The organism is Psychrobacter sp. FME5, assembly GCF_014861375.1.
Taxonomy (GTDB): domain Bacteria; phylum Pseudomonadota; class Gammaproteobacteria; order Pseudomonadales; family Moraxellaceae; genus Psychrobacter.
This window is the reverse complement of record NZ_RRYX01000001.1, coordinates 42,895-66,585: the sequence shown is the minus strand read 5'-3', so window position 1 is coordinate 66,585 and position 23,691 is coordinate 42,895. Positions and strand designations below refer to the sequence as shown.

The 23,691-nt window shown below is 42.3% G+C and carries 20 protein-coding genes; 5 read left to right on the top strand and 15 right to left on the bottom strand.

The window, feature by feature from the left end; genetic code table 11:
• Positions 1 to 53: 53 nt before the first annotated feature.
• A complete protein-coding gene (locus EI161_RS00265; RefSeq protein WP_192528723.1) occupies positions 54 to 2,360 on the top strand; it encodes a TonB-dependent receptor in 2,307 nt (768 codons plus the stop codon).
• A gap of 387 nt (positions 2,361 to 2,747) precedes the next feature.
• Here EI161_RS00265 and EI161_RS00260 read toward each other — a convergent pair whose 3' ends face one another.
• Complete coding sequence (locus EI161_RS00260) at positions 2,748 to 3,233, bottom strand: hypothetical protein (RefSeq protein WP_225735151.1); 486 nt, start codon at positions 3,231 to 3,233, stop codon at positions 2,748 to 2,750.
• A 147-nt stretch (positions 3,234 to 3,380) separates the two neighbouring features.
• Here EI161_RS00260 and EI161_RS00255 point away from each other — a divergent pair, with 147 nt between their 5' ends.
• Positions 3,381 to 4,055, top strand: a complete 675-nt coding sequence (locus EI161_RS00255; RefSeq protein WP_192528722.1) for a hypothetical protein — start codon at positions 3,381 to 3,383, stop codon at positions 4,053 to 4,055.
• Positions 4,056 to 4,455: 400 nt separating this feature from the next.
• Here the strand turns inward: EI161_RS00255 and rhuM are convergent, their stop codons facing one another.
• Both rhuM and EI161_RS00245 read right to left on the bottom strand, forming a co-directional pair.
• On the bottom strand, positions 4,456 to 5,472 hold the full coding sequence (rhuM, locus tag EI161_RS00250) for a RhuM family protein (RefSeq protein ID WP_225735150.1): 1,017 nt from the start codon (positions 5,470 to 5,472) through the stop codon (positions 4,456 to 4,458).
• A 61-nt stretch (positions 5,473 to 5,533) separates the two neighbouring features.
• On the bottom strand, positions 5,534 to 6,289 hold the full coding sequence (locus EI161_RS00245; protein WP_192528721.1) for a zinc-dependent peptidase: 756 nt from the start codon (positions 6,287 to 6,289) through the stop codon (positions 5,534 to 5,536).
• A gap of 110 nt (positions 6,290 to 6,399) precedes the next feature.
• Here EI161_RS00245 and EI161_RS00240 point away from each other — a divergent pair, with 110 nt between their 5' ends.
• The gene (locus EI161_RS00240) at positions 6,400 to 7,488 is read left to right on the top strand and encodes a DUF2855 family protein (protein WP_192528720.1); all 1,089 of its coding nucleotides are present in this window, start codon (positions 6,400 to 6,402) and stop codon (positions 7,486 to 7,488) included.
• 126 nt (positions 7,489 to 7,614) lie between these two features.
• On the opposite strand, the gene EI161_RS00235 is transcribed toward EI161_RS00240, so the two are convergent.
• The 4 genes from EI161_RS00235 to yghU form a co-directional block, all read right to left on the bottom strand.
• Entirely contained in the window at positions 7,615 to 8,859 is a 1,245-nt protein-coding gene (locus EI161_RS00235) for a DUF819 domain-containing protein (RefSeq protein ID WP_192524005.1), read from the bottom strand.
• Positions 8,860 to 9,118: 259 nt separating this feature from the next.
• Complete coding sequence (locus EI161_RS00230; protein WP_192524006.1) at positions 9,119 to 10,699, bottom strand: DEAD/DEAH box helicase; 1,581 nt, start codon at positions 10,697 to 10,699, stop codon at positions 9,119 to 9,121.
• Positions 10,700 to 11,239: 540 nt separating this feature from the next.
• Positions 11,240 to 12,511 carry a DUF1176 domain-containing protein gene (locus EI161_RS00225; protein ID WP_225735149.1) on the bottom strand — a complete coding sequence of 424 codons (1,272 nt, stop codon included), beginning with the start codon at positions 12,509 to 12,511 and terminating at the stop codon, positions 11,240 to 11,242.
• Positions 12,512 to 12,747: 236 nt separating this feature from the next.
• A complete protein-coding gene (yghU, locus tag EI161_RS00220; RefSeq protein ID WP_192524007.1) occupies positions 12,748 to 13,605 on the bottom strand; it encodes a glutathione-dependent disulfide-bond oxidoreductase in 858 nt (285 codons plus the stop codon).
• Positions 13,606 to 13,963: 358 nt separating this feature from the next.
• Between yghU and EI161_RS00215 the strand changes: the two genes are divergently transcribed.
• Positions 13,964 to 15,340, top strand: coding sequence for a DHA2 family efflux MFS transporter permease subunit (locus EI161_RS00215; RefSeq protein WP_192524019.1), 1,377 nt, complete (start codon positions 13,964 to 13,966; stop codon positions 15,338 to 15,340).
• Between the two features lie 179 nt (positions 15,341 to 15,519).
• Here the strand turns inward: EI161_RS00215 and bfr (EI161_RS00210) are convergent, their stop codons facing one another.
• From bfr (EI161_RS00210) to EI161_RS00200, 3 genes are all read right to left on the bottom strand, one after another.
• Positions 15,520 to 16,002 (bottom strand): bacterioferritin, encoded by a 483-nt coding sequence (bfr, locus tag EI161_RS00210; protein WP_192524008.1) that lies wholly within the window; start codon positions 16,000 to 16,002, stop codon positions 15,520 to 15,522.
• A gap of 51 nt (positions 16,003 to 16,053) precedes the next feature.
• Complete coding sequence (gene bfr, locus EI161_RS00205) at positions 16,054 to 16,542, bottom strand: bacterioferritin (RefSeq protein ID WP_192524009.1); 489 nt, start codon at positions 16,540 to 16,542, stop codon at positions 16,054 to 16,056.
• A gap of 429 nt (positions 16,543 to 16,971) precedes the next feature.
• Positions 16,972 to 17,163: a bacterioferritin-associated ferredoxin gene (locus tag EI161_RS00200; protein WP_192524010.1), complete on the bottom strand. Its 192-nt coding sequence runs from the start codon at positions 17,161 to 17,163 to the stop codon at positions 16,972 to 16,974.
• 380 nt (positions 17,164 to 17,543) lie between these two features.
• Between EI161_RS00200 and EI161_RS00195 the strand changes: the two genes are divergently transcribed.
• Positions 17,544 to 17,873 carry an ArsR/SmtB family transcription factor gene (locus EI161_RS00195; protein WP_192524011.1) on the top strand — a complete coding sequence of 110 codons (330 nt, stop codon included), beginning with the start codon at positions 17,544 to 17,546 and terminating at the stop codon, positions 17,871 to 17,873.
• A gap of 124 nt (positions 17,874 to 17,997) precedes the next feature.
• Here EI161_RS00195 and EI161_RS00190 read toward each other — a convergent pair whose 3' ends face one another.
• The 5 genes from EI161_RS00190 to EI161_RS00170 all read right to left on the bottom strand — a co-directional run bounded on the left by EI161_RS00190 (position 17,998) and on the right by EI161_RS00170 (position 23,519).
• Positions 17,998 to 18,720 (bottom strand): sulfate/molybdate ABC transporter ATP-binding protein, encoded by a 723-nt coding sequence (locus EI161_RS00190; protein ID WP_192524012.1) that lies wholly within the window; start codon positions 18,718 to 18,720, stop codon positions 17,998 to 18,000.
• Positions 18,721 to 18,802: 82 nt separating this feature from the next.
• Positions 18,803 to 19,783: a sulfate ABC transporter permease subunit CysW gene (gene cysW, locus EI161_RS00185; RefSeq protein WP_192524013.1), complete on the bottom strand. Its 981-nt coding sequence runs from the start codon at positions 19,781 to 19,783 to the stop codon at positions 18,803 to 18,805.
• 1 nt (position 19,784) lies between these two features.
• Positions 19,785 to 20,669, bottom strand: a complete 885-nt coding sequence (cysT, locus tag EI161_RS00180) for a sulfate ABC transporter permease subunit CysT (RefSeq protein ID WP_192524014.1) — start codon at positions 20,667 to 20,669, stop codon at positions 19,785 to 19,787.
• 236 nt (positions 20,670 to 20,905) lie between these two features.
• Positions 20,906 to 22,006 (bottom strand): sulfate ABC transporter substrate-binding protein, encoded by a 1,101-nt coding sequence (locus EI161_RS00175; protein ID WP_192524015.1) that lies wholly within the window; start codon positions 22,004 to 22,006, stop codon positions 20,906 to 20,908.
• 355 nt (positions 22,007 to 22,361) lie between these two features.
• Complete coding sequence (locus EI161_RS00170; RefSeq protein WP_225735147.1) at positions 22,362 to 23,519, bottom strand: sulfate ABC transporter substrate-binding protein; 1,158 nt, start codon at positions 23,517 to 23,519, stop codon at positions 22,362 to 22,364.
• Positions 23,520 to 23,691 lie beyond the last annotated feature (172 nt).

Below are 23,691 nucleotides of genomic sequence, written 5' to 3'. Positions count from 1 at the left end.
TATTTGTGTTTTTATTCGTATTTATATTTTTACAAAAATAAGAGGATGTTTTTATGTATCAACTTCAGCAGCTAAATCATAAAAGTAATGTTAAACGATGGACGACACAGACCAAACCGTCTTTCGCCCTTAATTATATTGTATCGGCAAAGCTTGCGATGGCTTTAGGTATAGCGGCTGGGACTGTATTTATATGTGTGCCATCAGCTTATGCACAGGAAGATAGCGACCTAACCAGCAGTCAGCAAGTTAATGAATTGGATACCGAACAGCAAAACCAAAATATAGATTTAGGAGCCAATCAAGAGATACCAACTACCACACTACCAGCGATAACAGTAGTGGCTGAAGGCAACGATAATCAAACCTATTCTGGAGGGCAAGTAACCTATACCAATCATGTTGGATTTTTGGGAAACAAAGACTTTTTAGAAACACCATTTAGTGCCATTAGTTATACTGATAAATTTATTGAGGATCAGCAAGCCACAGATATTAGTGAGATTATTGCTGCAACGGATCCTTCTGTTTATACCAGTGGAGGAAGTGGAGAAAATCTTGAAAGTTATTCTATCCGTGGTTTTGCTTCGAATAGTAATGATGTGACAGTAAATGGATTGTCTGGTATGGCGCCTTATTACCGCAGTTCACCTGAAATGTTTGAGCGTGTTGAGGTACTCAAAGGTCCGTCAGCAATGCTCAATGGTATGTCACCTAACGGCTCTGTAGGTGGCTCTGTGAATCTAGTCACTAAGCGAGCAGGTGATGAGCCACTCACTCGATTGACGACTAAGTATATATCAGACTCGCAGCTTGGTGGGAGTGTAGATGTTGGTCGCCGATTCGGTGAAGACAAACAGTTTGGTGTGCGTGTAAACGGTGCTTATAGAGATGGTGAAAGTGCGATTAATGACCAAGATAAAGAGGCTAAAGTAGGCTCTCTTGCCTTAGACTGGAAAGGCGAACGTACGCGAATTTCAGCTGACCTTTATGCTACGACAGAACATGTCGATGGTCCGACTCGAGGCATCACGGTAGCATCAGGAGTTGATATTCCTAGTGCACCAGATCCAGATACGTTATTGAACCCAAGCTGGGCTTTTTATGATACTAAAACAAAAGGCGCAATCACACGCGGTGAGTTCGATGTGACTGATCAAACGACTGTCTATGCCGCCCTAGGTGCTAATAAAATGGAGTTTAAAGGACTCAGTGCAGCAAAAGCGCAGGTGTATAATTCTGATGGAGATATGACTACGACGATTGGATACGTTGCTGATGATAATGAAAGAGTCTCTATGGAAGTAGGGCTGAACAGCAATTTTTCGACAGGAATGATTGACCATCAGATTGCGGCGAATGTTACTCGTTACAATGAAGAGCACAATTTAAATGCTAAGTTCTTTGACGCCACTTATACATATGACACTAATATTTATAATCCAGTATGGGAAACTCCTAGCCTAAATTTTGACGTACCGCTGGTATTGACGACTGACACAAGTTTAACTAGCTACGGAATTGCAGATACCTTATCGTTTGATCAGGATAAATACCAACTCACCTTAGGTGCTCGGTATCAGCAGCTAGAAACAGAACAAACGGGAGGTATCTTATCCTCAGGTACTAAGTATGATGAAAGCGCTATAACGCCGTCAGTGGCGTTTCTTACAAAAATGACAGATCAAACTTCTTTGTATGCGAACTATATAGAAGGACTAAGCAAAGGCGCTACAGCACCAACAAGTGCAGAAAACTCAGGTGAAATATTTGCTCCTTATAAAACGAAACAAAAGGAAATAGGAATAAAAATGGATCGTGGCGAGTTTACTCATACCCTTAGTCTCTACGAAATTGAAAAACCCAATAGTTATACCGATACAGATACCAATGTTTTCTCTTATGCTGGTGAACAGCGTAATCGAGGTGTAGAGTGGGGGTTCTTTGGCTCGCCTGCTGAGAGTGTACGCTTGATGGGTGGTATTACCTATATTGATGCGAAGTTAACTAAAACAAATAATGGTGTTAATGAAGGCAATCAAGCTGCAGGTGTTCCAAAGTGGCAATCTAAAATTGGGGCAGAGTGGGATTTACCTTTTATAGAAAATTTAACGCTAACAGCGAATGCAAATGCTGTATCTAAACAATATCTTGAAAATGATAATATACAGTCGTTACCAGGTCACACCACATACGATATTGGAGCACGTTATCTAACTTCTGTTAATCAAACCCCTCTTACCATTCGAGCACGTGTTGATAACGTGATGAATAAGGCATACTGGACAACGGCATCTTACAACGATCTTGCCTTAGGTGATCCGCGTACATTTATGCTTTCAGCAACGATGGATTTTTGATTTGAGCCAAGGGTTTTATTAATCATATAACTGTTGAAGGCTCAGCCCTGCGTGCTATATAAGTAATAACACGCAGGAGTTTTTGACCTATGAAGTGAGGCTGTACAGCTTCAATGGTGATTTAACACCGTAAACCTAATTCCATAAAAGTATAATTATATGAACTTATTGTATGGTACCCTTAGTTTAACATAATATACATTATGCGAAAACAAACCAACGGTCTTAGAAACTAGCTTCTGAATAATTACCTGCCCAATATATTATTACTGCTACCAATCAATAATATCTATCTATAGTTTTATGCCTGTGAGATTTTCATCTAAGATTTATTACTATTCAAATTATTGTCATGGCATTCATAACAATAATTGTTTGACCTAATGGCTAACGACAAGTTTCTAGTAAATAGTTTTTTAAAGACGCGCCATCTTCATCTAATATTACGTCTGCCACTTTACATTCAGCACTTTCGCGATTGCCATCACAGGCCACATCATAGTAAACATTGCTGTCATGCGCCAAGCTGACTTTTACCAAACCTTGCTCAGTCATTGAAAACTGCTTGTCTTGTTCGTAATCAGGGTCTTGTGAATTCCACAGCACGTCATAGCCTATATGACAGCTCATCTGTTCTCTATCAAAATAATCTCGCTCAAGTTTCATAGCGGTTTGTAGATCTTGATTGCTATATTGCTCTAGCACCACAGGATAATCCATGCCTTCATTACTAACATCTTGCTCGTACATCTTAGTAATGGTCGTAATTTTCATGGCACGATGTGTCTGAGACGGCTTTGTTACATCCGCTGTGGCAGCGTTGATAGTCATAAATCCCATTGCTAGTAGTGTCAGTAATTTAGGTATTGGCATAGCTCTCTCTACAACATCTCATCATATAAGGGTTATAAGCCATTACATCATAACCATATTGTCACTCTGCTGTATTATCGTATCATTCAGGTTTAGGTGTTTCTTGATGCTATTTATGACAATAACCACTGCGATAAGGAGATTCTTATGATGCCATCACCTCGTTTTAATATTTTACCGCCTTATCTTTATAAGTTAACGACTGCTGCGTGCGTTGTTTCAATATTAATCGCTACTGGCTGTTCCTCTTCTGCTGAACCCAATGTTAAGATACTCAATCAGCAAAATAATGATACCTCAGCATCGGTCATCTCTGATAACAGCCAGCAAACACTTAGACAGCAAGCACTGCGTATTCAGCGCGCACTCGCCAATAATGACTTTGCAAGAATCACCAATGAGATCCATCCAACTCGTGGCGTTCGTGTCTCAATGTATGCCTACGTGAACCCTGAGACCGATAAAGTCTTTAGTCGTGATCAATTCGCTCAATATCTGCAAAAACCTCGGATTCGCTTTACTTGGGGTGAACGTGATGGTTCTGGTGAGCCTTTAGTGATTCCGCTCCCAGAATACCTAGAGACTTGGGTGGATGCCAAAAAATTTAACGAAGCGCGCATCACAATCAATAACCCTGAATCTAGAGGTAATATGATCAATAACGTCAAAGACATCTATCCAACATCAGATGTGGTTGATTTTTACTATAAAGGTACGGATGAATATGAAGGAATCGATTGGCGCGCCATGCGCTTGGTATTCGACGACTATCAAGGCAAACGTTATTTAATCGCTATTATCAACGACCAATGGACGGTTTAGTTTTTTATAGTAAAAACATATGGTTATAGAAAGATATGAATAAAAGGCGGCGTATTAATTGAATAATACACTGCCCTTTTTGTTCGTACACATTATATATATTCAAATATTGCCATAAATACCTAAACTTCATGATGCTAGGCCGTGTCATCATTTAGATTGTGAGGCTTAAAATGAGCAAAATTGCAGTCAAACAAGGAAAATAGCGCAGATAATATCGAGATATTAACCAGTTATTTGACGATGTTTGGCAAAATTTAGCCATTTTAAGACCACTAAATGATTAAATGTACTAATTGATGACATGCCCTAGCTCAACTGAAAAACTCATTATTATTTATTATGCGCTACTCGTGCCAGCCTTTTTTACCGTCATTAGTGTTAATTGCTAATCAGCTTATTAAGCCTCTAACGACAGCATGTTCATAATCAGTTTAATCAAGGTTTCTTTTTGATTGGGGTCGGATTCAGCGACCAGTAGTGTTAACGCTGCAAGACCCGTGTTATTAATCACCATCTCGCCTTGGTCGTTTAACAGTCGGTTATTACGATGTAAAAAATCTACGAACAAAAAAGCACCGCTACGCTTATTACCATCGGTAAACGGATGGTTTTTCACCATAAAATACAGTAAATGCGCCGCTTTGCTCTCGATTGTTGGGTATGCAGGCTCTCCAAATACGGTTTGTTGTAAATTACCAAGCACACTATCTAAACCATCACCGCGAGGCTTGGCAAATAACTCAGTCGCCTCACCCCTATCTATCAGCTGCGCTTTTAGGTTGTTAAGCGCTGCCATTGCTTCAGTCGGACTGGGCAATATACCCCCCTCTTGCCCTGCTGGATCGTCGAGTAACCCTTCATCATAGCGTTGTAGCCATAAAAATGTCTGTGTATAGCGGCTAATAATCTCAACCAAGCCGCGCCCTTCATCGGTCTTGAGCTCAGGACTTTGCGCCGTTTTTTTGATTAAGTTTAACGCCTGTTGTAATTCAGCAGAATTTTTATCGAAGCGTTGTTGGTTGAGTGTATAGCCTTGTACCAAGTATTCACGTAGACGTTGGGTTGCCCATATACGGAACTGAGTGCCTTTTTTGGAGTTAACACGATACCCCACAGAAATAATAGCATCTAGATTGTAAAAACGAAGATTACGCCGAACTTGCCGTTTTCCTTCTTGACGAACTACCGAGGATTGCTCGGTAGTTGCTTCTGGGTCTAATTCACCCTCTTTATAGATATTTTTTAGATGCAAACCTATGGTGTCGGAGTCTTTCTCAAATAGTGTTGCCAATTGAGCTTGTGAAAGCCATAAGGTATCGCGTTCTAGTCGAATCTCAATCTGAGTTTGACCATCAGCGCTTTCGTATATCTCTACTTTTGCCGTTTCATCATTCATGAGATTATTCACTTCCATTGTTTTTCCTCACATATGCGCTGTTCTATTACTTTACTCTTCCTTTATGAATCAGCCGCGCTTACGATTTTGGCTCAAGTGGCGCTTGAAGAAAGAACTTAACCATAATATCGTAAATATCAGGATAAGCGTCTACTAGTTTTTGCGGCGTCTCAAAAAACACTTCACTGAGTACGGCAAAAAACTCCGCTGGATTGGTGGCACCATAACGATCCAGTCCTGATTTTCGATGGATTTGAAAGTCTTCAAAGTCGCGCGTCATTGTGTCTGTCCATCTATTAGGATCCATATCAGGTTGCAGTGGCGGAAAGCCGTTGGCACGTCCATTTAGCATATCAAGCTTATGTACAAACTCATGAATGACGACATTATGACCATCACGCTCGCCTGCATGCTTGGCGTCCTTCCATGACAAGATAACAGGACCACGTTGCCACGCCTCACCACTACGATGTTGGTGACCTTCATGGACAATGCCGAACTCATCTACGCTGGTGGTTTCGCTTTTATAAGAACCAGGATAAATGATGATTGATGTCCAGCCATCGTACCATTCAAGACTAAGATTTAGGATAGGCAAACAAGCTTGTAAGGCAATAGACTGTCTGACCGCATTGGTAATCTCAAAGCCTTGCGCACCGGTAATCGACTTATCATGCAAAAACAAGGTCGCTAACTCAAACAAACGTGTTAACTCATCCTCGTTTAATCTATCCAATATCACAATACGCTTGGCAGCTTGCATCCAGTCGCTATTGGTAAATTCACTGTTATCCAAAATACGCTGCTCGCGCCAATCTTTTATTATGCTGAACATTTTATTTCCTTTTAATATCACTGAACCATAACATCATATTACACAGCGCTATCATTAACTTTGCTAATTTATCTTTTTGGTCGTCAGATATTAAGGAAAAGGAGCGCGCTGTGCAAGAATTTCAAACCAACAAAAAAGACATAACCCAAAGTCGCTTAATACCAGCACCGATCAACACAGTTGGCGATAATGAAGTTTTAGTCGAAGTCGACCGCTTTGCCTTTACCGCCAACAACATTACCTATGCGGCAATGGGCGATCAATTACAGTATTGGCAATTCTTCCCGCCACATGGTGAAGATGCTAAACAATGGGGCATTATCCCCGTATGGGGTTTTGCTGATGTGATCGAATCAAACAATACTGAGTTGCCAGTTGGCGAACGGCTCTTTGGTTACTTCCCGCCAGCCGATAATTTAGTGCTAAAACCGACGAAAATTACGCCCAAGGGATTAACCGATGGCAGTGAGCAACGTGTACAGCTACCCCCTACCTATAATATGTATCAGCGGGTAAACCATGAACCGGGTTATGATAAGGCTAATGACAATCAACGGATGCTGTTATTTCCATTGCATATGGCGTCCTTTTGTTTATATGACTTGCTAAAAAGTAATGACTGGTTTGGCGCTGAACAAGTCATTATTATCAGTGCTTCTAGCAAGACCAGTACGGGATTGGCCTATGGCTTAACTGAGGATAAAGACGCACCACATATTATCGGCCTTACATCAGATCAGCATCTAGACTTTGTCAACTCAATTGATGCCTATGATAGCGTTTTAAGCTACGACAACCTTGAGCAGATTGATGCAAGTAAGCCAACTGTCATCGTTGACATGTCAGCCAATGCGGATCTGCTCAGTCGACTGCATAAGCATCTAGGTGATAACATGCGCTACACCAGTAATGTCGGTTTAACCCACTGGGATGAAGCTCGAGGTGCCGATGGTATTATTCAAGAACGTAGTCATCAGTTTTTTGCACCCAGCCATATGCAGCAACGTATGAAGGAATGGGGCTATGATGAATTTAACAAACGCTCTCTGAGCTATATAATGAAAAGCGCGGCAAAAACCACCCCTTGGCTTAAGATTAAAGAGCTGGATGGTCTCAATAGCCTAAAAGACGTTTACCAAGACATATGTGATGGCAAGATTGGTCCGGATGAAGGTTTGGTTGTGGTGATGTCGCTTTAACCGAATATGACGAATAAAATTGTAGATAAAAGAACAGAGGAATTGTTAATCAAGCCCTCTATTCTTTTATGAATTATCAATAGCCCATTTAAATTTTAATGCTCAGATTGAGGACACACCCTAAGATTAGCCCACTACCAGCCGCATCATCTGCGTACTGATATAACCGCCAAACGTCCCTGCCGCATAACCCAATATCCCTAAAAATACTCCGACTGGCGCAAGTGATGGATGAAAAGCCGTTGCGACAATCGGTGCTGATGATGCGCCGCCGGTATTAGCGTTTGAGCCGACTGCCAAAAAGAAGAACGGCGCACGAATCATCCTAGCGACAGCAAAGACAATCACGACATGGATGCTCATCCATAACAGACCAATCAGCAGTAAGCGCCACTGTGAGACAATGCCAGCTAGATTTATTTGCATACCGATAGCCGCAATCAATACAAAGATAAACACCGTACCAATTTTGGAAGCACCTACATGATCAAGACGGCGTATCTTAGTAAAAGAAAAGATAACGCCTATTAATGTGATAATCACCACCATCCAAAAAAACGAGCTAGCAAAGCTGTATTGTACCGCCCAGCTATAGGGTGCAAAGAATCCTGCAATCTGCCCACCAATAAAATGCGCCACTCCGACCATGGCAAAACATAAGCCGAACATCACCATCAAGTCATTGAGCGTCGCTGGGCGCGCATGATCACGCTCATAGCTCTCCACTGCTTTAATTACTTTATCAATACTACTGCTATCTGCTCTTAAGAAGCGATCTATCTTAGCGCTGTGTTTTGCCATGACCAAGATAGCCAGTAGCCATAATGAAGCGTTGGTGGTGTCAACCAATATCATCATGCCAAACAAGTCATCACTAACACCAAACAGCTCTTTCATCGCCGCTTGGTTGGCCGCGCCGCCAATCCAGCTACCCGCTACCGCCGAAAATCCACGCCATAAAGTATCGTCGGTAAACATCTCGGGCGATACCCATTTAGCGATACCTAAGCTCATAGGGCCACTGATGACAATAGCGACACTAGCCGCGAAGAACATGGCAATAGCTTTCCAGCCCAACCCCAATATTTTAGGGACATCCATCGATAAGGTCATCAGCAGCAAACTTGCCGGCAATAGATAGGTCGCAGTAAAGCCATAAATCTGTGCGCCAATACCATCGGCAAAGACACCCAAGCTATTCAGCGTTGCTGGTATAAAACAACACAGCACGATACCAGGCAATACCGCATAAAAACGTCGCCAGAACTTACCTGGCAAACCTTGGGTATAAAAGACCAAGCCAATAATGGCCATGATGATGCCAAATGCTAAGGGCAAACTGTCAATTGCTAAATGAGAAATATCAGGCATCAAATGGCTCCACGGCACACGATGAGTAAAGGCTTGTCAGTATAGACAAGGCGAAAAAGACGCGCAAGTCACTATTAAGTGCAGAGTTAAGTTTAATGAGCGCAACCAGCCTATCCAGTACTGCTTGAATAAACACAGAACCATTACACACAAAAAAGCCAGATAACGAGTATCTGGCTTTTTAATGCTAAGTTATACGATTAGATTTTAGATTAATGGTTTTTATTAAAACCTTTATTAATCGTTAACGATAGCGTTATTACGAGTTGTTACCACGGTTGCCGCCGTTTGAGCGGCCTTGGCCACGGCTGTCAGAACGACCTGCTGGGCGACCTTGGCTGCCACTTGGACGACCGCGACCGCTTGCTGCACGCTCACCACGTGGAACGCCTGTGCCATCACCACGGCTAGGAGCACCAGTGCGTTTGCCTTGATACGGCTTGCCACCTGAACGCTCATTTGGTTTGCCAGATGAATCGCGTGGCTTACCTTGATAACCACCGCCTGAACGACCACGACCTTGACCACCGCCGCCATTAGAACGTCCGCGACCACGGCCACGGCCTTTACCTTTATTATCGCTAGGAACGTATGTTTTCTTAGGCTCCATGCCTTCGATGACTGATACTTCCATTTTACGATCTAAATAGCGGTTGATAGCATTTAGCTGAGGGCGATCATCCATGCTACATAAGCTGATAGCAACACCAGTACGACCGGCACGACCACAGCGACCGATACGATGGACGTAATCTTCTGTCTGACGTGGTAAGTCATAGTTAATCACGTGTGATAGTGCTGGCACGTCTAGACCACGAGCAGCAACGTCAGTCGCAACTAGGATTTTGCACTTGCCATTACGCAAGTCTTGTACGATACGGTTACGCTTACTTTGTGGTAAATCACCATGTAAGAAGCTGGCTTTATGGCCTTGTTCTTGTAAAGATTTCGCTAACTTTTCAGTGCTACGTTTGGTGGCAGCAAAGATAATGATTTGTTCCATCTCAGGCTGGCAAACGATTTTATCAAGCAATCTGTTTTTGTGCTCAAAATCATCACAGTAATATACTTTTTCTTCGATGTGTGCTGATTCAACTTTGATTGAAACGCGCTCAGGATTCTTTGTAAAGCTGGCAGCGATTTTTCCAACAGGACCGTCCCAAGTTGCTGAACACATAATGGTCTGACGATCAGTCGGTGCGGCACGAAGAATATCGCTGATGTCATCAGCAAAACCCATGTCAAGCATACGGTCAGCTTCGTCAAGTACCAATACTTCTAGGTTTGATAAGTCAACGCGGCCTGCATTGATATGGTCAAGTAAACGACCTGGGGTTGCAACGATGACTTGAACGCCTTTTTTCAACGCAGTAATCTGACCATTATATGGTGCGCCGCCGACTAATGGCACACAGAAGATACCGCGCATATCTTTAGAGTAAGTACGCACACTGTCATGTACTTGCTGAGCAAGTTCGCGCGTTGGCGTTAGGATAAGGGCTTTGGTTAGTTTGTCGAAGCTGGTTGCACGGCTTAAACGATCAAGTACAGGGATAACGAATGCTGCTGTTTTACCACTACCCGTTTGCGCTGACAATAATAAGTCGCGACCGGCTAAAGCAAAAGGAATGGCTTGTTCTTGAATAGGGGTTGGATTGGTATAGCCACTGCGATCAAGCGCGCTAAGAATTGGCTTGGCAATGTTTAGTTCAGCAAAAGTGATTTTGTTTTCTTCGGTAGCGTCAGTAGTAGCCGCTTGATTGCTAGAATCAGTATTTGGAGTATCGTTGCTTTCGATAATGCCGTTTTCAGCGGCGATGCTAGATAAGATATCGGTCATGAGGATCCTTGGTAAGTATAAGTTGCTGTAAATTCAGCAAGCTTGATGCATACCACTGATAACCGTTCACCACGCTGCCTTTATTAAAGAATTACCGGACCACATAAAAGTGTCGATAATCAGAAGCCAAGCCATTAAAGCTTAGAGCCTCTACAATAAATGCGTTTGTGCTGTCTGACGTATTTTGGTGGTAGTGCCGAGTGTCTTATCCTTGCTTGATATAAGCGCGTTATCGATGCTTTGTCCAAAGCAGATAAAGTCAAATAACAACCAATCTAAACCATACTTATGATTTAGTAGATAAGATATGAGTCAAAAATAACTGATATTTTATAAAACGTTATTTAAGTACACAAAATCATCGGCAACAATTACTTATGGTCATCCTAGACCCAAAATCGCAGGCGATGTTATCAATCTCATAATTCACGAAAGTCTATGCTAACGTGGCGACGCAGTATAGCACAGTAAAATAACTATCTATAACTATTTTTCTAGTTATTGTGTAAATAGGCATCATTTTGACGGTTATATTAAAAATCAACGTGTCGTTTTAACTTCTGTAACATAGGTTGGTAGCTGCCATGCGCCGCCTGCTTCGACCATACGGCACAGTCCAGTGGTGCTTTCATGGCTCTTTTCAAACGCTTTCCCTGTCCATACCCAATTAACCTTGGCTAAACAGTCACCAATACCGCGACCTTTTTGTACAGAAGTTAGATAGCCATCATCATAATCTGTGGCATCAGTAGTCACCAGTGTGGGGTTGTAAGGCTTGCTGTCGTTAATGACCCAAACGCCCGTCCCTGTGTTATAAGAGCCTGTCCAGCAGTCATGCTGTGCCAACAGCTGTGAGCTATTTAGACGACTGACACGCCATGGTGACTTATCTGACAGGCTTGGGCATGCACTACTCGCATCCTTCATAGTGCCCTTCATCAAGGCCGCCAGTTGCGACGATTTCATGGCAAATTTCTTCTTATTCTTAGAGGGGGCTTGAGGGTCGGGTGCGACAAATCTTAAAGACGGCGCAGCCTTAGGTAACAGCACCCCATTACTAGATTTAACGGAGCTGTCAGCATTGATTAAAGCACTGGTGGTCCCCACTCGTTTTTGAAACTCATCTGCTTTCAGCATGACAGCATTGGCACCCTTATCAGAAAGCTGCCAGCGTGAATTACGCAATACCAGCTCAATCTTACTCGATTTAGTTAGCGCGTCCAACAGTGCTGTTACCTGTGTTGAAGTTAGTTCAGCGTTGCCCGCTGTTGCTGAGAAAGGTTTGGTTTCACCATAATTTTTATCGTTGATAAACAATGATATACGATGTCGATTACCCAGCTGCATTAAAGCTTTAGAAGAGCTTTCTTTTGCCCCGCCAAGCTTTACCTTACCATCCACGCCAGCATTTGCCCCTGCACGGCGTACCAGCAATACCGATATGGGGAACTCACTATTGTTTTCTGCTTGATAACCTGCCAGCCGGCAAGTGCCAGTATTGTCACAGGCGACTTGCCAATCATGGCTGGTAAGCTCAATACTGGCATTTGCCATGCTCGCTGTACTAAATAAAGCCGTGCTTACGATGGCAAATATAGGATATAACAGTTTGTTTTTTATCATTATTAAAGGTGTCTTTTTTATTTTTTTAGCATTATTTTTTAAGTGAATCATCTCATACAATGTTGAGTGTTTTTTGACGTCCATATATTGATGGTATTGAATGGCTGTGGTTTTGGCACTCGCAAAATACAGGTCGCCATTGCCTGCTCTCTGTGACAGATTTATGAGCTTATGGTTGCCATCCTTCATAATCATCCCCTATCAATAAGAGTAGTATGAATACCTGTTCATAACAGTAGTATCTGCTATGTTAACGTATTAATGTTTCTAACTATTATAACAATGTATCATTATGTAATCATAAAAATATACCGCTATTTTAGTATAACCATATAGAAATAAAGAATGATAGTTGAAAAAATAAGACTGATAAGCAAGTCGCCTAGCAGTCTTATACATACCATCCTGAATATAATCTAACCCTATCAATCAATTGGTTTTAGAGTAAGATCCATTGCACGTTTGATGGCTGGGCGTTCAGCAATTGTCTTCGCCCAACGCTGCACGTTTTTATAGTCATCAACTTGTAAGAACTCTGCTGCATCATAAAGCTTGCCAAGCACCAATTGCCCATACCATGCCCAGACAATCATATCAGCAATATTATAATCTTCGGACGCATTGCCACACATATATTTATTGTCTTTTAGATGGTTATCAAGCACATCGAGCTGACGTTTGGCTTCCATCGTATAACGGTTGATTGGGTACTCTAATGGTTCTGGGGCATAGGCATAGAAATGTCCAAAACCCCCGCCTAAAAAAGGCGCACTGCCTACCTGCCACATAACCCAAGACAGACAATCTGCCCGTGCTTTACCTTGCGTCATAGGTATAAACTTACCAAATTTTTCTGCTAAATAGATTAAGATAGCACCAGACTCAAAGAGTGCAATAGGCTCACCGGTATCACTACTAGAGTGATCGACCAAGGCTGGTATTTTTGAATTGGGGTTGATGGCCACAAAGCCTGAGCCAAACTGATCTCCTTTGGAGATGTCGATTTGATACGCATCGTACTCTGCACCTTTGACACCCAGCTCAGCCAGCTCTTCTAGTAGCATGTTTACCTTTACCCCGTTTGGGGTATTCAGTGAGTACAGCTGTAACGGTGCGTCACCTACTGGTAGCTCTTTGTTATGGCGCGCGCCAGCTGTAGGACGATTGATACTGGCGAATTTACCACCGTTTTCTTTGTCTTGTGTCCAGACTTTGGGTGGTGTGTAGCCGCTTGTGCTTTTATTAGATGAATTGTTATTAGATGGACTATTATCATTACTCATAATATTACCTATTCTTCTTTTGTTTTTTTATTAAAGAGAATTTAAATACATGTGATTGAAATCAATACAGTGGTTCTCAGCATGACCGTCCTACTATAACGAGGATTACCCACTGTATTAAAGTCCTGTCTTGTAACCTATCTTATAAGTAGCCTATGAGGTTTTAAAATCGCTACCTTGAGTGTTAGGCGTATACCGTTACTTTGCCGCTCTTTAACTACTGAGCAGTTGTTTTTATACTACGCACAATTAATGTTTTTTAGAGATGGTTTTTTAACCAAGTGTTAAGAGGCGCTGTGGCTGTGAGTGCCTGATGCAACTTTTAAATAATAACAGTCTTAAATATGGTGACGTCAATATGGTAACCCTAACCCCGACACAAGATAAATACCTACCTTATGTACTCGCGGTAGCACTATTTATGCAAATCTTAGACGCCACTATTTTAAATACCTCATTGCCGCAAATGGCACAAGCGCTGGGTGAATCACCACTAAAAATGCAATGGGCAGTTATTAGCTATGCCTTAACCTTAGCGATATTTATTCCCATCAGCGGTTTTTTGGCGGATAAATACGGCACACGCCGCGTATTCTTAGTAGCGATTATCATCTTTTGTATTGGCTCGCTATTGTGTGCTGCATCACCAACGCTAGACTTTTTGATTGGCTCACGGGTGATACAAGGCATTGGTGGGGCGATGATGACGCCTGTGGCGCGTTTGATATTGGTTAAGTCCTATCCACGTAACAAGCTCTTAACAGTGATGAATTTTGCGGTAATACCTGCCTTGATTGCGCCTTTGGTGGGGCCAGTACTGGGTGGTTATATCGTACAATATACCAGTTGGCATTGGATATTTTTGATTAATATCCCTATGGGTATTGTAGGGTTCTTTATGGGTAAAAAACTGGTGCCCGCATTATTTGAGGATACCAAACGGCTGGATTGGATGGGTTTTTTATTGTTTGCGGCTGCCGCTTGCGGTTTTACCCTTGCAGTAGAGTTTGGTTCACAGACAGGTCGCGGGCTTTATGGGTTAATGCTTGGTTTAGGCGCGAGCCTTTTGATAGGTGCTTATGTCTGGCATGCCAAACGCCGTTCAACCCCGCTATTTCCACTCAGCTTATTTGATATCCGCACCTTTCGTATTGGCATTACAGGCAACTTATTTACCCGCCTTGGCATCAGCGCGGTGCCATTTTTATTGCCATTATTATTACAAGTGGTGTTTGAGTACTCTCCGTCACAGGCAGGTTGGCTGCTTGCTCCTATTGCGGTTGGTGCGATAGGTATCAAGCCTTGGGTCAGCAAAATCATTCAGCGTTTTAGCTACCGTAAAGTATTGGTGATCAATACCGGTTTAATAGGCATACTCATTATTGTCTTGGCGCAGTTTACGGACGCATCCCAGTGGCTGTGGTTTATTCCAATATTGACCATCATGGGCGCTTGTAACTCTATGCAGTTCAGTGCGATGAATACCATTACTATTGGCGATTTAGAAGGTACACAGACCAGTAGTGGTAATAGCTTGATGGCGGTCAATCAACAGCTTGCCATCAGCTTTGGTATTGCTTTTGGCGCCGCAGTACTGAATATCTTACGTGAGCGATTGCAGATGGATACATTGACTGCGTTTCAGACCACGTACTGGATAATGGGTATTTTGACGATACTTTCAGGATTGTATTTTTTGCGATTAAAGCCCGAAGACGGTCGCGGCTTATATTGATGCTTATATAAATGTAAGTATCAATATAAGTGTAAATGCAATTTTAAACAAAGGGTTTAAACACAAAAAAACCAGCGGGTGAATGGGTATAAACCTATCACACGCTGGCAAGTTTTAAGACTCATTTTAGATGATATAAATGCCCATAAAATCAGTATGAGCACTGCATTAATTAAAAATTAAGGCGTGTCATCATCATTCATTTGCGATTGAATATAGCGCTCTACGCCAATGCTTTCAATCAAGTCTTCTTGCGTCTCGAGCCAGTCTTCATACTCTTCATTACCATCTTTTAAAGTGACCAATAGCTGACGAGAAACGTAGTCGGACTGTGTCTCACATAGCGTGACGGCATCGGTAATGATGGCAAACTTTTGCTTCTCTAAACGCAGATTACAGTCAATCATCTCAGGCACGTCTTCTGCGATGAACATCTTGCCATAATCTTGTAAATTCGGTAAACCACCTAGTAACAAGATTCGTGCGATCAAATCATCTGACCATTTCATCTCAGCGATAGACTGTTTATAGAAACTTTCGTTAAGGGCTTCTAATCCCCAATGACGTGCAATGCGCGCATGCAAAAAATACTGATTAATCGCAATTAGCGACTGTCCAAGCACTTTGTTTAAGCTGCGAATGACTTCTTTATCCCCTTTCATGATGTCTCTCCTTATCTATTATAATGTAATAAGCCACATAGTTTTGTCATATTAAATAAGATTTGGGCTGACTTCGGCCATTTGGCTTTGTAGATAATTGGGTAGACCAATCATGTCAATCAGACGCAGCTGCTGCTCAAGCCAATGCGCATGATCTTCTTCAGTATCTTTTAGCTGTTCAACCAGCATCTCACGCGTGACGTAATCGTGCTCTTCTTCACAAATCGCGATGCCGTCCTTTAAATGTTGCTGTACTTGATATTCTAGATCAAGGTCAAGTTGCAGCATTTCAGGAACAGTAGAGCCGACTTTTATTTCATCGACGCTCATTTTTGGTGTACCGCTCAGCATCAGGATACGACGGATAATCGCCTGAGCATGCATGGTTTCATCTTCCATTTCGTGGTTGATGCGATCATATAGTTTTCCATAATGCCACTCAGCATACATCTCTGAATGAATGAAATATTGATCTCGAGCAGCAAGCTCACCACCCAACAAAAAATTCAAATAATCAATGACTTTTTGGCTACCTATCATAACCTATACTCCCCTATTTATATTTTACAGATGACCATCCATTCATAATTACGCATATAAAGATAGCTTTATTGGTAAACTGATCGGTAAGGATCAAAGGCAATAAAACCTCTTACAACGTTAGCTAGATATAGTAGCATATAGTGGTTATACGGCTTGTAATGTTATGAACTAAGAATAAGATGCTAGTTGAGAATCATAATTAGCTAGCGTTGTCAGTAGTAACGGCAAACCCAACGCCTAGCAATATGGATTGATGCGATTAAAGTGAGTGTTTCAGTAAGGTTATGTGGACGCTCGCAACTGACCCTTTATGTATAATAAGCTAAGGATAAGTGCGGAATATTGAATGTATTTATTTTATAAAAAAACTGCTATCTAAAGATAGCAGTCAAGTCATTAGGCTAGAAAAGCACTTAAAACAATCTATTAGACGGCATAAGCTAAAACATCAAGTCTGGCGTGGTGTTCATCTAGATAGTCATTGACCATAGGCTCGCAGCATCCACAGCATGTCGCAACATCAAGGGTATCTTTTAGACCATCAAGGGTGTCGATACCTGAAGCAATGGCTGCTTGGATTTGCTTTTCTTTTACGTCGTTGCAGATACATACGTACATGGGCTGGCTCCTCTGGATGCGGCTATTCGATGACTACTTTATAAAAGCTTGTCTATAAAACCTTGTTTCTATCAAAGCTTATTCAAAATTATTCAAAATTATTTATAATGCTTGTTATATAATAACGATAACTATTATCATTTGCAATAGCATTTGATACATTATATGGTCATCAAAGTATTTTTATATTGCACGTACTTAATTTATGTCAGCGGATATAGGTATACATGTAACTGAACATCATCAAAGGTGGCAAATTAGCGACGAACTGTAATTTAGCTCATTTTTTAATCGATTTTCTATATAACTGCTGTTATATTGTCCCCATCTTAACCAAGACCATCCCCATATCAACCAATATTTATAGTTGGAATTTTTCTATGTCTAATAATAATTCTACAATCCAACCACTTGAGTTATTTAAAGTGCTGTCTGATCCAACACGCCTAAAGATTTTTCAAATTCTGTTCAATAAACAGTCACGCTGTGTGGGTGAGCTAGTAGAAATACTTGATCAACCACAGCCGACCATCTCACGTCATCTGAATCACTTAAAAAAACTGGGAATTTTGAGCTGCGTGCGTGATGGCACTTGGATGTGGTACGAAGTGGCTGATGATCTGCCAGAATGGTGTCAAGATATCTTGGACATTACCTATGAGCAGATATCGCCCAAAGGCACGGATAAACAGCTATCAAAACTTGCTTAAAATACAAAATAAAAAACACCCATATATAGGTGTTTTTTTTGGTTCTAAAGTAGAGGCTTATGAGGTTAAAGCCAAAATATTGCAGTGCTGTATGCCTTTAAGCGTGAGTCAACTGTATCTATTTTTATACCAAGTCTAAAAAATCACTAATAAAAGCGTTGGCTGGCTGGTGTATCAGCTCTTCTGACGTTCCCACCTGCTCTACTCGCCCTTGGTTCATTACTACAATCTCATCAGACACGGCGCGTGCTTCTTCTTGATCATGGGTCACCATGATACTGGTGATACCTAGCTCATGGTGAATATTTTTTAGCCAAGTACGTAGCTCTTTACGCACCTTGGCATCCAACGCGCCAAATGGCTCATCGAGTAACAGTAATTTTGGTTTAACGGCAAGCGCTCGTGCCAGCGCAATACGCTGACGCTGACCACCTGATAACTGGTGCGGGTAAGCATTGGCAACTTGAGGCAATTGGACTAACTCGAGTAGCTCTGCGACGCGCTTATTGATATCAGCCTTGCTTGGCCGCTCATTCTTTGGCAGTAACGTCAGTCCAAAACCGATATTATCAGCGATGTTTTTATGGCGAAATAAGGCATAGTGTTGAAACATAAAGCCGATATGGCGCTTTTGTACTGGCGTATCGGTCACATCCAACTCATCAAACAATATCTGCCCAGAGTCAGCATATTCTAAGCCGGCGATGATACGCAATAAGGTGGTTTTACCACAACCCGACGGCCCCAGTAATGTGGTCAACTTGCCAGTAGGTACGGTTATATTAATGTTGTCTAAGGCAGTAAAGTTACCGAATTTTTTATTAACGTTACGAATCTCGATGCTCATAATGGGTTCTCTTGTTATATCTTTGGCTTAACGTCTTAATATGGCGGATGGTTTTATGATATTTACTTTATGAATGTATCACTTATAGACGACCGGTACTTTTTGCTAAGGTTTTATCCTTATCCGTATTTTTGACATCTTCAGCGTTCGTAGTAGTTGTGGCATTGGCGCTAACCGGTAGCTCAGGCGCACTGATTAAGCGCTCAGATTTAGCAAACTTACGATCTTGTAACTTGGTCATCACTTGTTGTATCAGCAGCGTCACTAACGCTAAGGCGGCAAGTAAGCTTGATAAGGCAAAAGCGGCGGTAAAGTTATAATCGTTATAGGCAATTTCGACCAGCAGTGGCATGGTATTGGTCTCACCGCGAATATGACCTGAGACCACGCTCACCGCACCAAACTCACCCATTGCCCGCGCATTGGTCAAAATCAAACCATAAAGTAGCGCCCATTTGATGTTTGGCAACGTCACATGCCAAAACGTCTGCCAACCACTAGCACCCAAGGTCAATGCTGCTTGCTCCTCAGAATCGCCTTGGGTTTGCATCAGCGGTATCAGTTCCCGTGCTACAAAGGGAAAGGTCACAAACAACGTCGCTAGTACAATGCCTGGTACGGCATAAATGACCTGAAAACCCATACTTTCAAGCCAGCCACCCACGGTGGAGTTCAAGCCAAATAGCAGTACAAACATCAAACCTGCCACAACTGGCGAGACCGAAAATGGCAAATCAAGTAACGTCGTCACCAGCTGCTTACCCTTAAACTGATAACGCGTCACTAACCAAGCAATCGCAATGCCCATCACCATGTTAATCGGCAATACAATACCAGCGGTAATTAACGTGAGCTTGATGGCTTGTAAAGCTTCAGGGTCAACCAATGAGGCAATATACAGCTGCCAACCATTTTTAAAGGCTTCATAAAATACGGCCAGTAATGGCACGACTAACATGGTAACCATGAATAAAACAGCGATGGTGATAAAGGTGCGGCGTATCCACGGCGTATCTCTGGTTGCTGCGTTGCTTTGGTAGTCGTAACTATTAGATATTTGCATGTTAGCGAGCTCCTACACGGCGCGACAGCTTCCACTGTACGATGTTAATGGTCAGCAAAATCACAAATGAGATGAGCAGCATAAATAACGCAACTGCAGAAGCACCTTGAATATCAAACTGCTCTAATTTACCGATAATAATTAGTGGTAAAATCTCAGACTGCATCGGAATATTACCAGCGATAAAAATTACCGAGCCATACTCACCAGTAGCACGGGCAAACATCATGCCAGCGCCCATTAATAATGCTGGTAATAGCTCTGGCAAAATCACCTTACGAAACGTTGTGAAACGATTGGCGCCCAATACTGCGGCTGCTTCTTCAAACTCAACCGATAGCTCGGCGAGCACGGGCTGCACGGCACGGACAATAAAGGGAAAACTCACTACCACTAATGCCAGCCAAATACCTAATGGCGTAAACGCCACCTGAATATCAAACTTGGCGAACCACTGTCCAATCAAACCATTGGGTGCATAAAGGGTGGCAAGAGAAATACCAGTGACCGCTGTCGGTAGCGCAAACGGTAAATCAACCAAGGCATTAATCAACGACTTACCCCAAAACTCATAACGAACCAGCACCCAAGCAACCAGTGTGCCAAACACCATATTGGTGAGCATCGCCAAAAATGACATCCATAAGCTCAGTTTAATAGCAGCAGTGACCTGCGGCTGGGTAATCGTTTGCCAAAAACCTGTCCAGCCCATTTGCGTCGTGGTATAAGCCATCATGGCAAACGGTAGTACGACCAACAGCGATAAGCTAAAGACAGTGATGCCCATGCTCAGACCAAACCCTGGTAGCACATTGCGCTGACGTAAGCGTGTCAGCCAGCCTTTCTTGTGATTAGGTTTGTTGGCAGAAGATGTTGTTGCACTCATAGTGGTGTCCTATTGCCTAGCTGATGGTACTTATCGCAAGCACTCGGTTGTATCAAATGTATTATAGATATGCTTACGGTATAAAGGACATAGCGTGTGCGGCCATGTCCTTTATGAAGTTTTCCATGACTTACTGCATTCCTTGGTAGGTAGCGCAGTCGCCGTTTTTAAAGAAGTGACTCTTAGGAAGCGCTCTTAAAAAGTATTCTTAGACAGGTACGGCTGTTATAAAATCGTTACTTTGGGGCGTTGATGGCTAACTGATCGAACACGCCACCATCGCTAAAGTAAGTACCCATGATCTCATCCCATGTGCCAAAAGCATCATTTGGACGGAAGGTCTCGATTGGTGGTAATTTGTCACCGTTTTTATCGAGGACGCTTTTCACACTTGGGCGCAAGTAAAGGTTGGCCGCCAATTGCTGGGCAGGCTCGCTCCATAAATAATCAAGATAAGCTTTTGCCGCGTCTGTGGTGCCTTTTTTATCGGTTACCGTTTTCACTACCGCTACTGGGCTTTCTGACTTGATAGAGTATTTTGGATAAACGATATCCACTTCACCCACCCCAAAATCAGTCGCTGCCAAGTTGGCTTCGTTTTCAAACGTCACTAAGACATCACCGATACCACGCTGAACGAATGTGGTCGTCGCGGCACGTCCGCCATTTTCATAGACTTTGACGTTTTTGAGCATGTCTTTAACGTAGCTTTTGGCTTGGGTTTCATCTTTATCAAACGCATGTAAACCATAGCCATAAGCCCCTAAGAATGCATAGCGACCATTACCCGTGACTTTTGGGTTGGCCATCACAATCTCAACACCTTCTTCGGTCAAATCTTCCCAATCACTAATGCCTTTTGGGTTGTCCTTACGCACCAAGAATACGATAGTGCTGGTAAAAGGTACGGCATTATCAGGGAACTTGCTTTCCCAATCTGACTCGACCAAGCCTTTTTTCTCAAGCAGTTCAATATCTGATCCCTGGTTCATGGTCGCCACATCTGCTTGTAAACCATTGGCAACCGACAACGCTTGCTTACTCGAGCCGCCATGCGACTGTTTGATTAGGATTTCACTGTTTGGGTTTTCAGCTTTATAGTGGTCAATAAATAAAGGGTTGTAGTCTTTATAAAAATCGCGTGCCACGTCATAAGAAACGTTTAGCAATTCAATATTTTGACCATCTGTGGTTGCTGGTGTGCCATCAGCATTAGCAGTCGTTTCTGTCTTTTCGCTATTGCTACAGCCTACAAGACCCAAGGTCAATGCAACGCCTGCAATGCTCAAGACGTTAAGTGTTTTACTTTTTTGTTGATAGCCTGCTACGTCTTTCATAAATCCCTCAAAGGTGTCTGTTAGGTAATGTAAGTATGCTAACAGCGCCATCTTATTGTGTTTAATGATGAATATGCGTATGTTATTGCCAAAATGGAATAAAGGATTTGGAAGTACAAGCTTATCAAACACTTAAACATTACCAGTAATCAATAATCTTAATATTTTGATAAATAATAGCTCGGATATAGTGGATTCACTTTAAAAACGATACAGTGTTATTGGCTATAAATTTTTTGTAGCCTCTGTCACGCCTGTGAATAGCAAGCAAAAAAAATTATAGCCACAGCACATTACTATTTACTTTATGACAGTTGTATCGGTTTTATTTCGAACTGATTATATAAGTTGCTATCTACTTCGCTCGTGCCAGCTGATCAAAACGCCCACCATCAACAAAGAATGTCTGCATAATCCGCTCCCATGAACCAAATACTGCCACCGGCTCAAAGGTTTCAATCTCAGGCAAATCCTCTTTATGAGCCGCAAGGATCTTTGCGTTATTAGGGCGCAGATACATCTTAGCCATCAGCTCCTGTGCTGGCGCGTCCCATAAGCCAGTTAAATAAGTATTTGCTGCTGCCGTTTTACCGCTTTTATCAGTCACTGCACTCACTACCGCCACTGGGTTTGCAATCTCGATGGAATAGCTTGGATAGATAATATCGACTTGTCCTTTGGCAAACTGCTTTGCGGCCAAATGCGCCTCGTTTTCAGTGGTGATTAAAACATCGCCGAGCCCGCGTTGGGTAAAGCTGGTCGTCGCTGCACGCGCGCCATTGTCATAAGTAACCACATTTGCCAATAGTTTTTGAATAAAATCATTGGTTTGGATGGGGCTTTGGTTACTGTCTTCTTTAAAGTGATGCAACCCATAACCATAAGCACCCAAAAAGGCATAACGCGCCGTACCACTAGTTTTTGGATTTGGCATTACTACATTAATATCGTGACGTGCCAAATCTTGCCAGTCTTTGATGTTTTTAGGATTGCCATCACGTACTAACAGCACCATAGTGCTGGTATAAGGCACGGCATTATTTGGTAATGCTTGCTGCCAGTCCGCGGCAACCAAGCCCTTTTCAACCAGCAAATTCATGTCACTTTCTTGGTTTAAAGTCGCCACGTCCGCTTGCAACCCATTAGCAATCGTCAGCGCTTGTTTACTTGAGCCACCGTGTGATTGATTGATATTAACCTTACTGTTCGGATGTTGTTGCTGATAATCCGCACTGAATAAAGCGTTGTAGTCTTTATAAAAGTCGCGTGATACATCGTAAGACACATTCAATAAGTCAATGTCTTTAACATCACCCGCTTTTGCCGCCTTACTTTGATTGGCTTCGGTAGGATTACAGCCCGTTATTAGCATCGCAAACGCCAGTACGCTACCGGCTTTAACACTGCCATTGGTTACCTGTGCTGGGGTGTTTTGACTTTCAATAGTCTCAATAGGTGATGCGATATTTGAAAAGTTGAGCGTGTTAGATGTTTTTTGAATGCTTGGTTGCATATATGCTCTCAATAGCTACTATGATTTTGGTTCTATCCAATGCTGGAAAGATATGCTAGCAGCTTGTTTGGCAAACGCTTAGTGACGAATTCGCTTATCGTGTGATTAACTTGGCATAAGTAATTTTGTTAGTCAGTCTAAACAGACTATTTTTTAATGAGTGTTTTGGCGA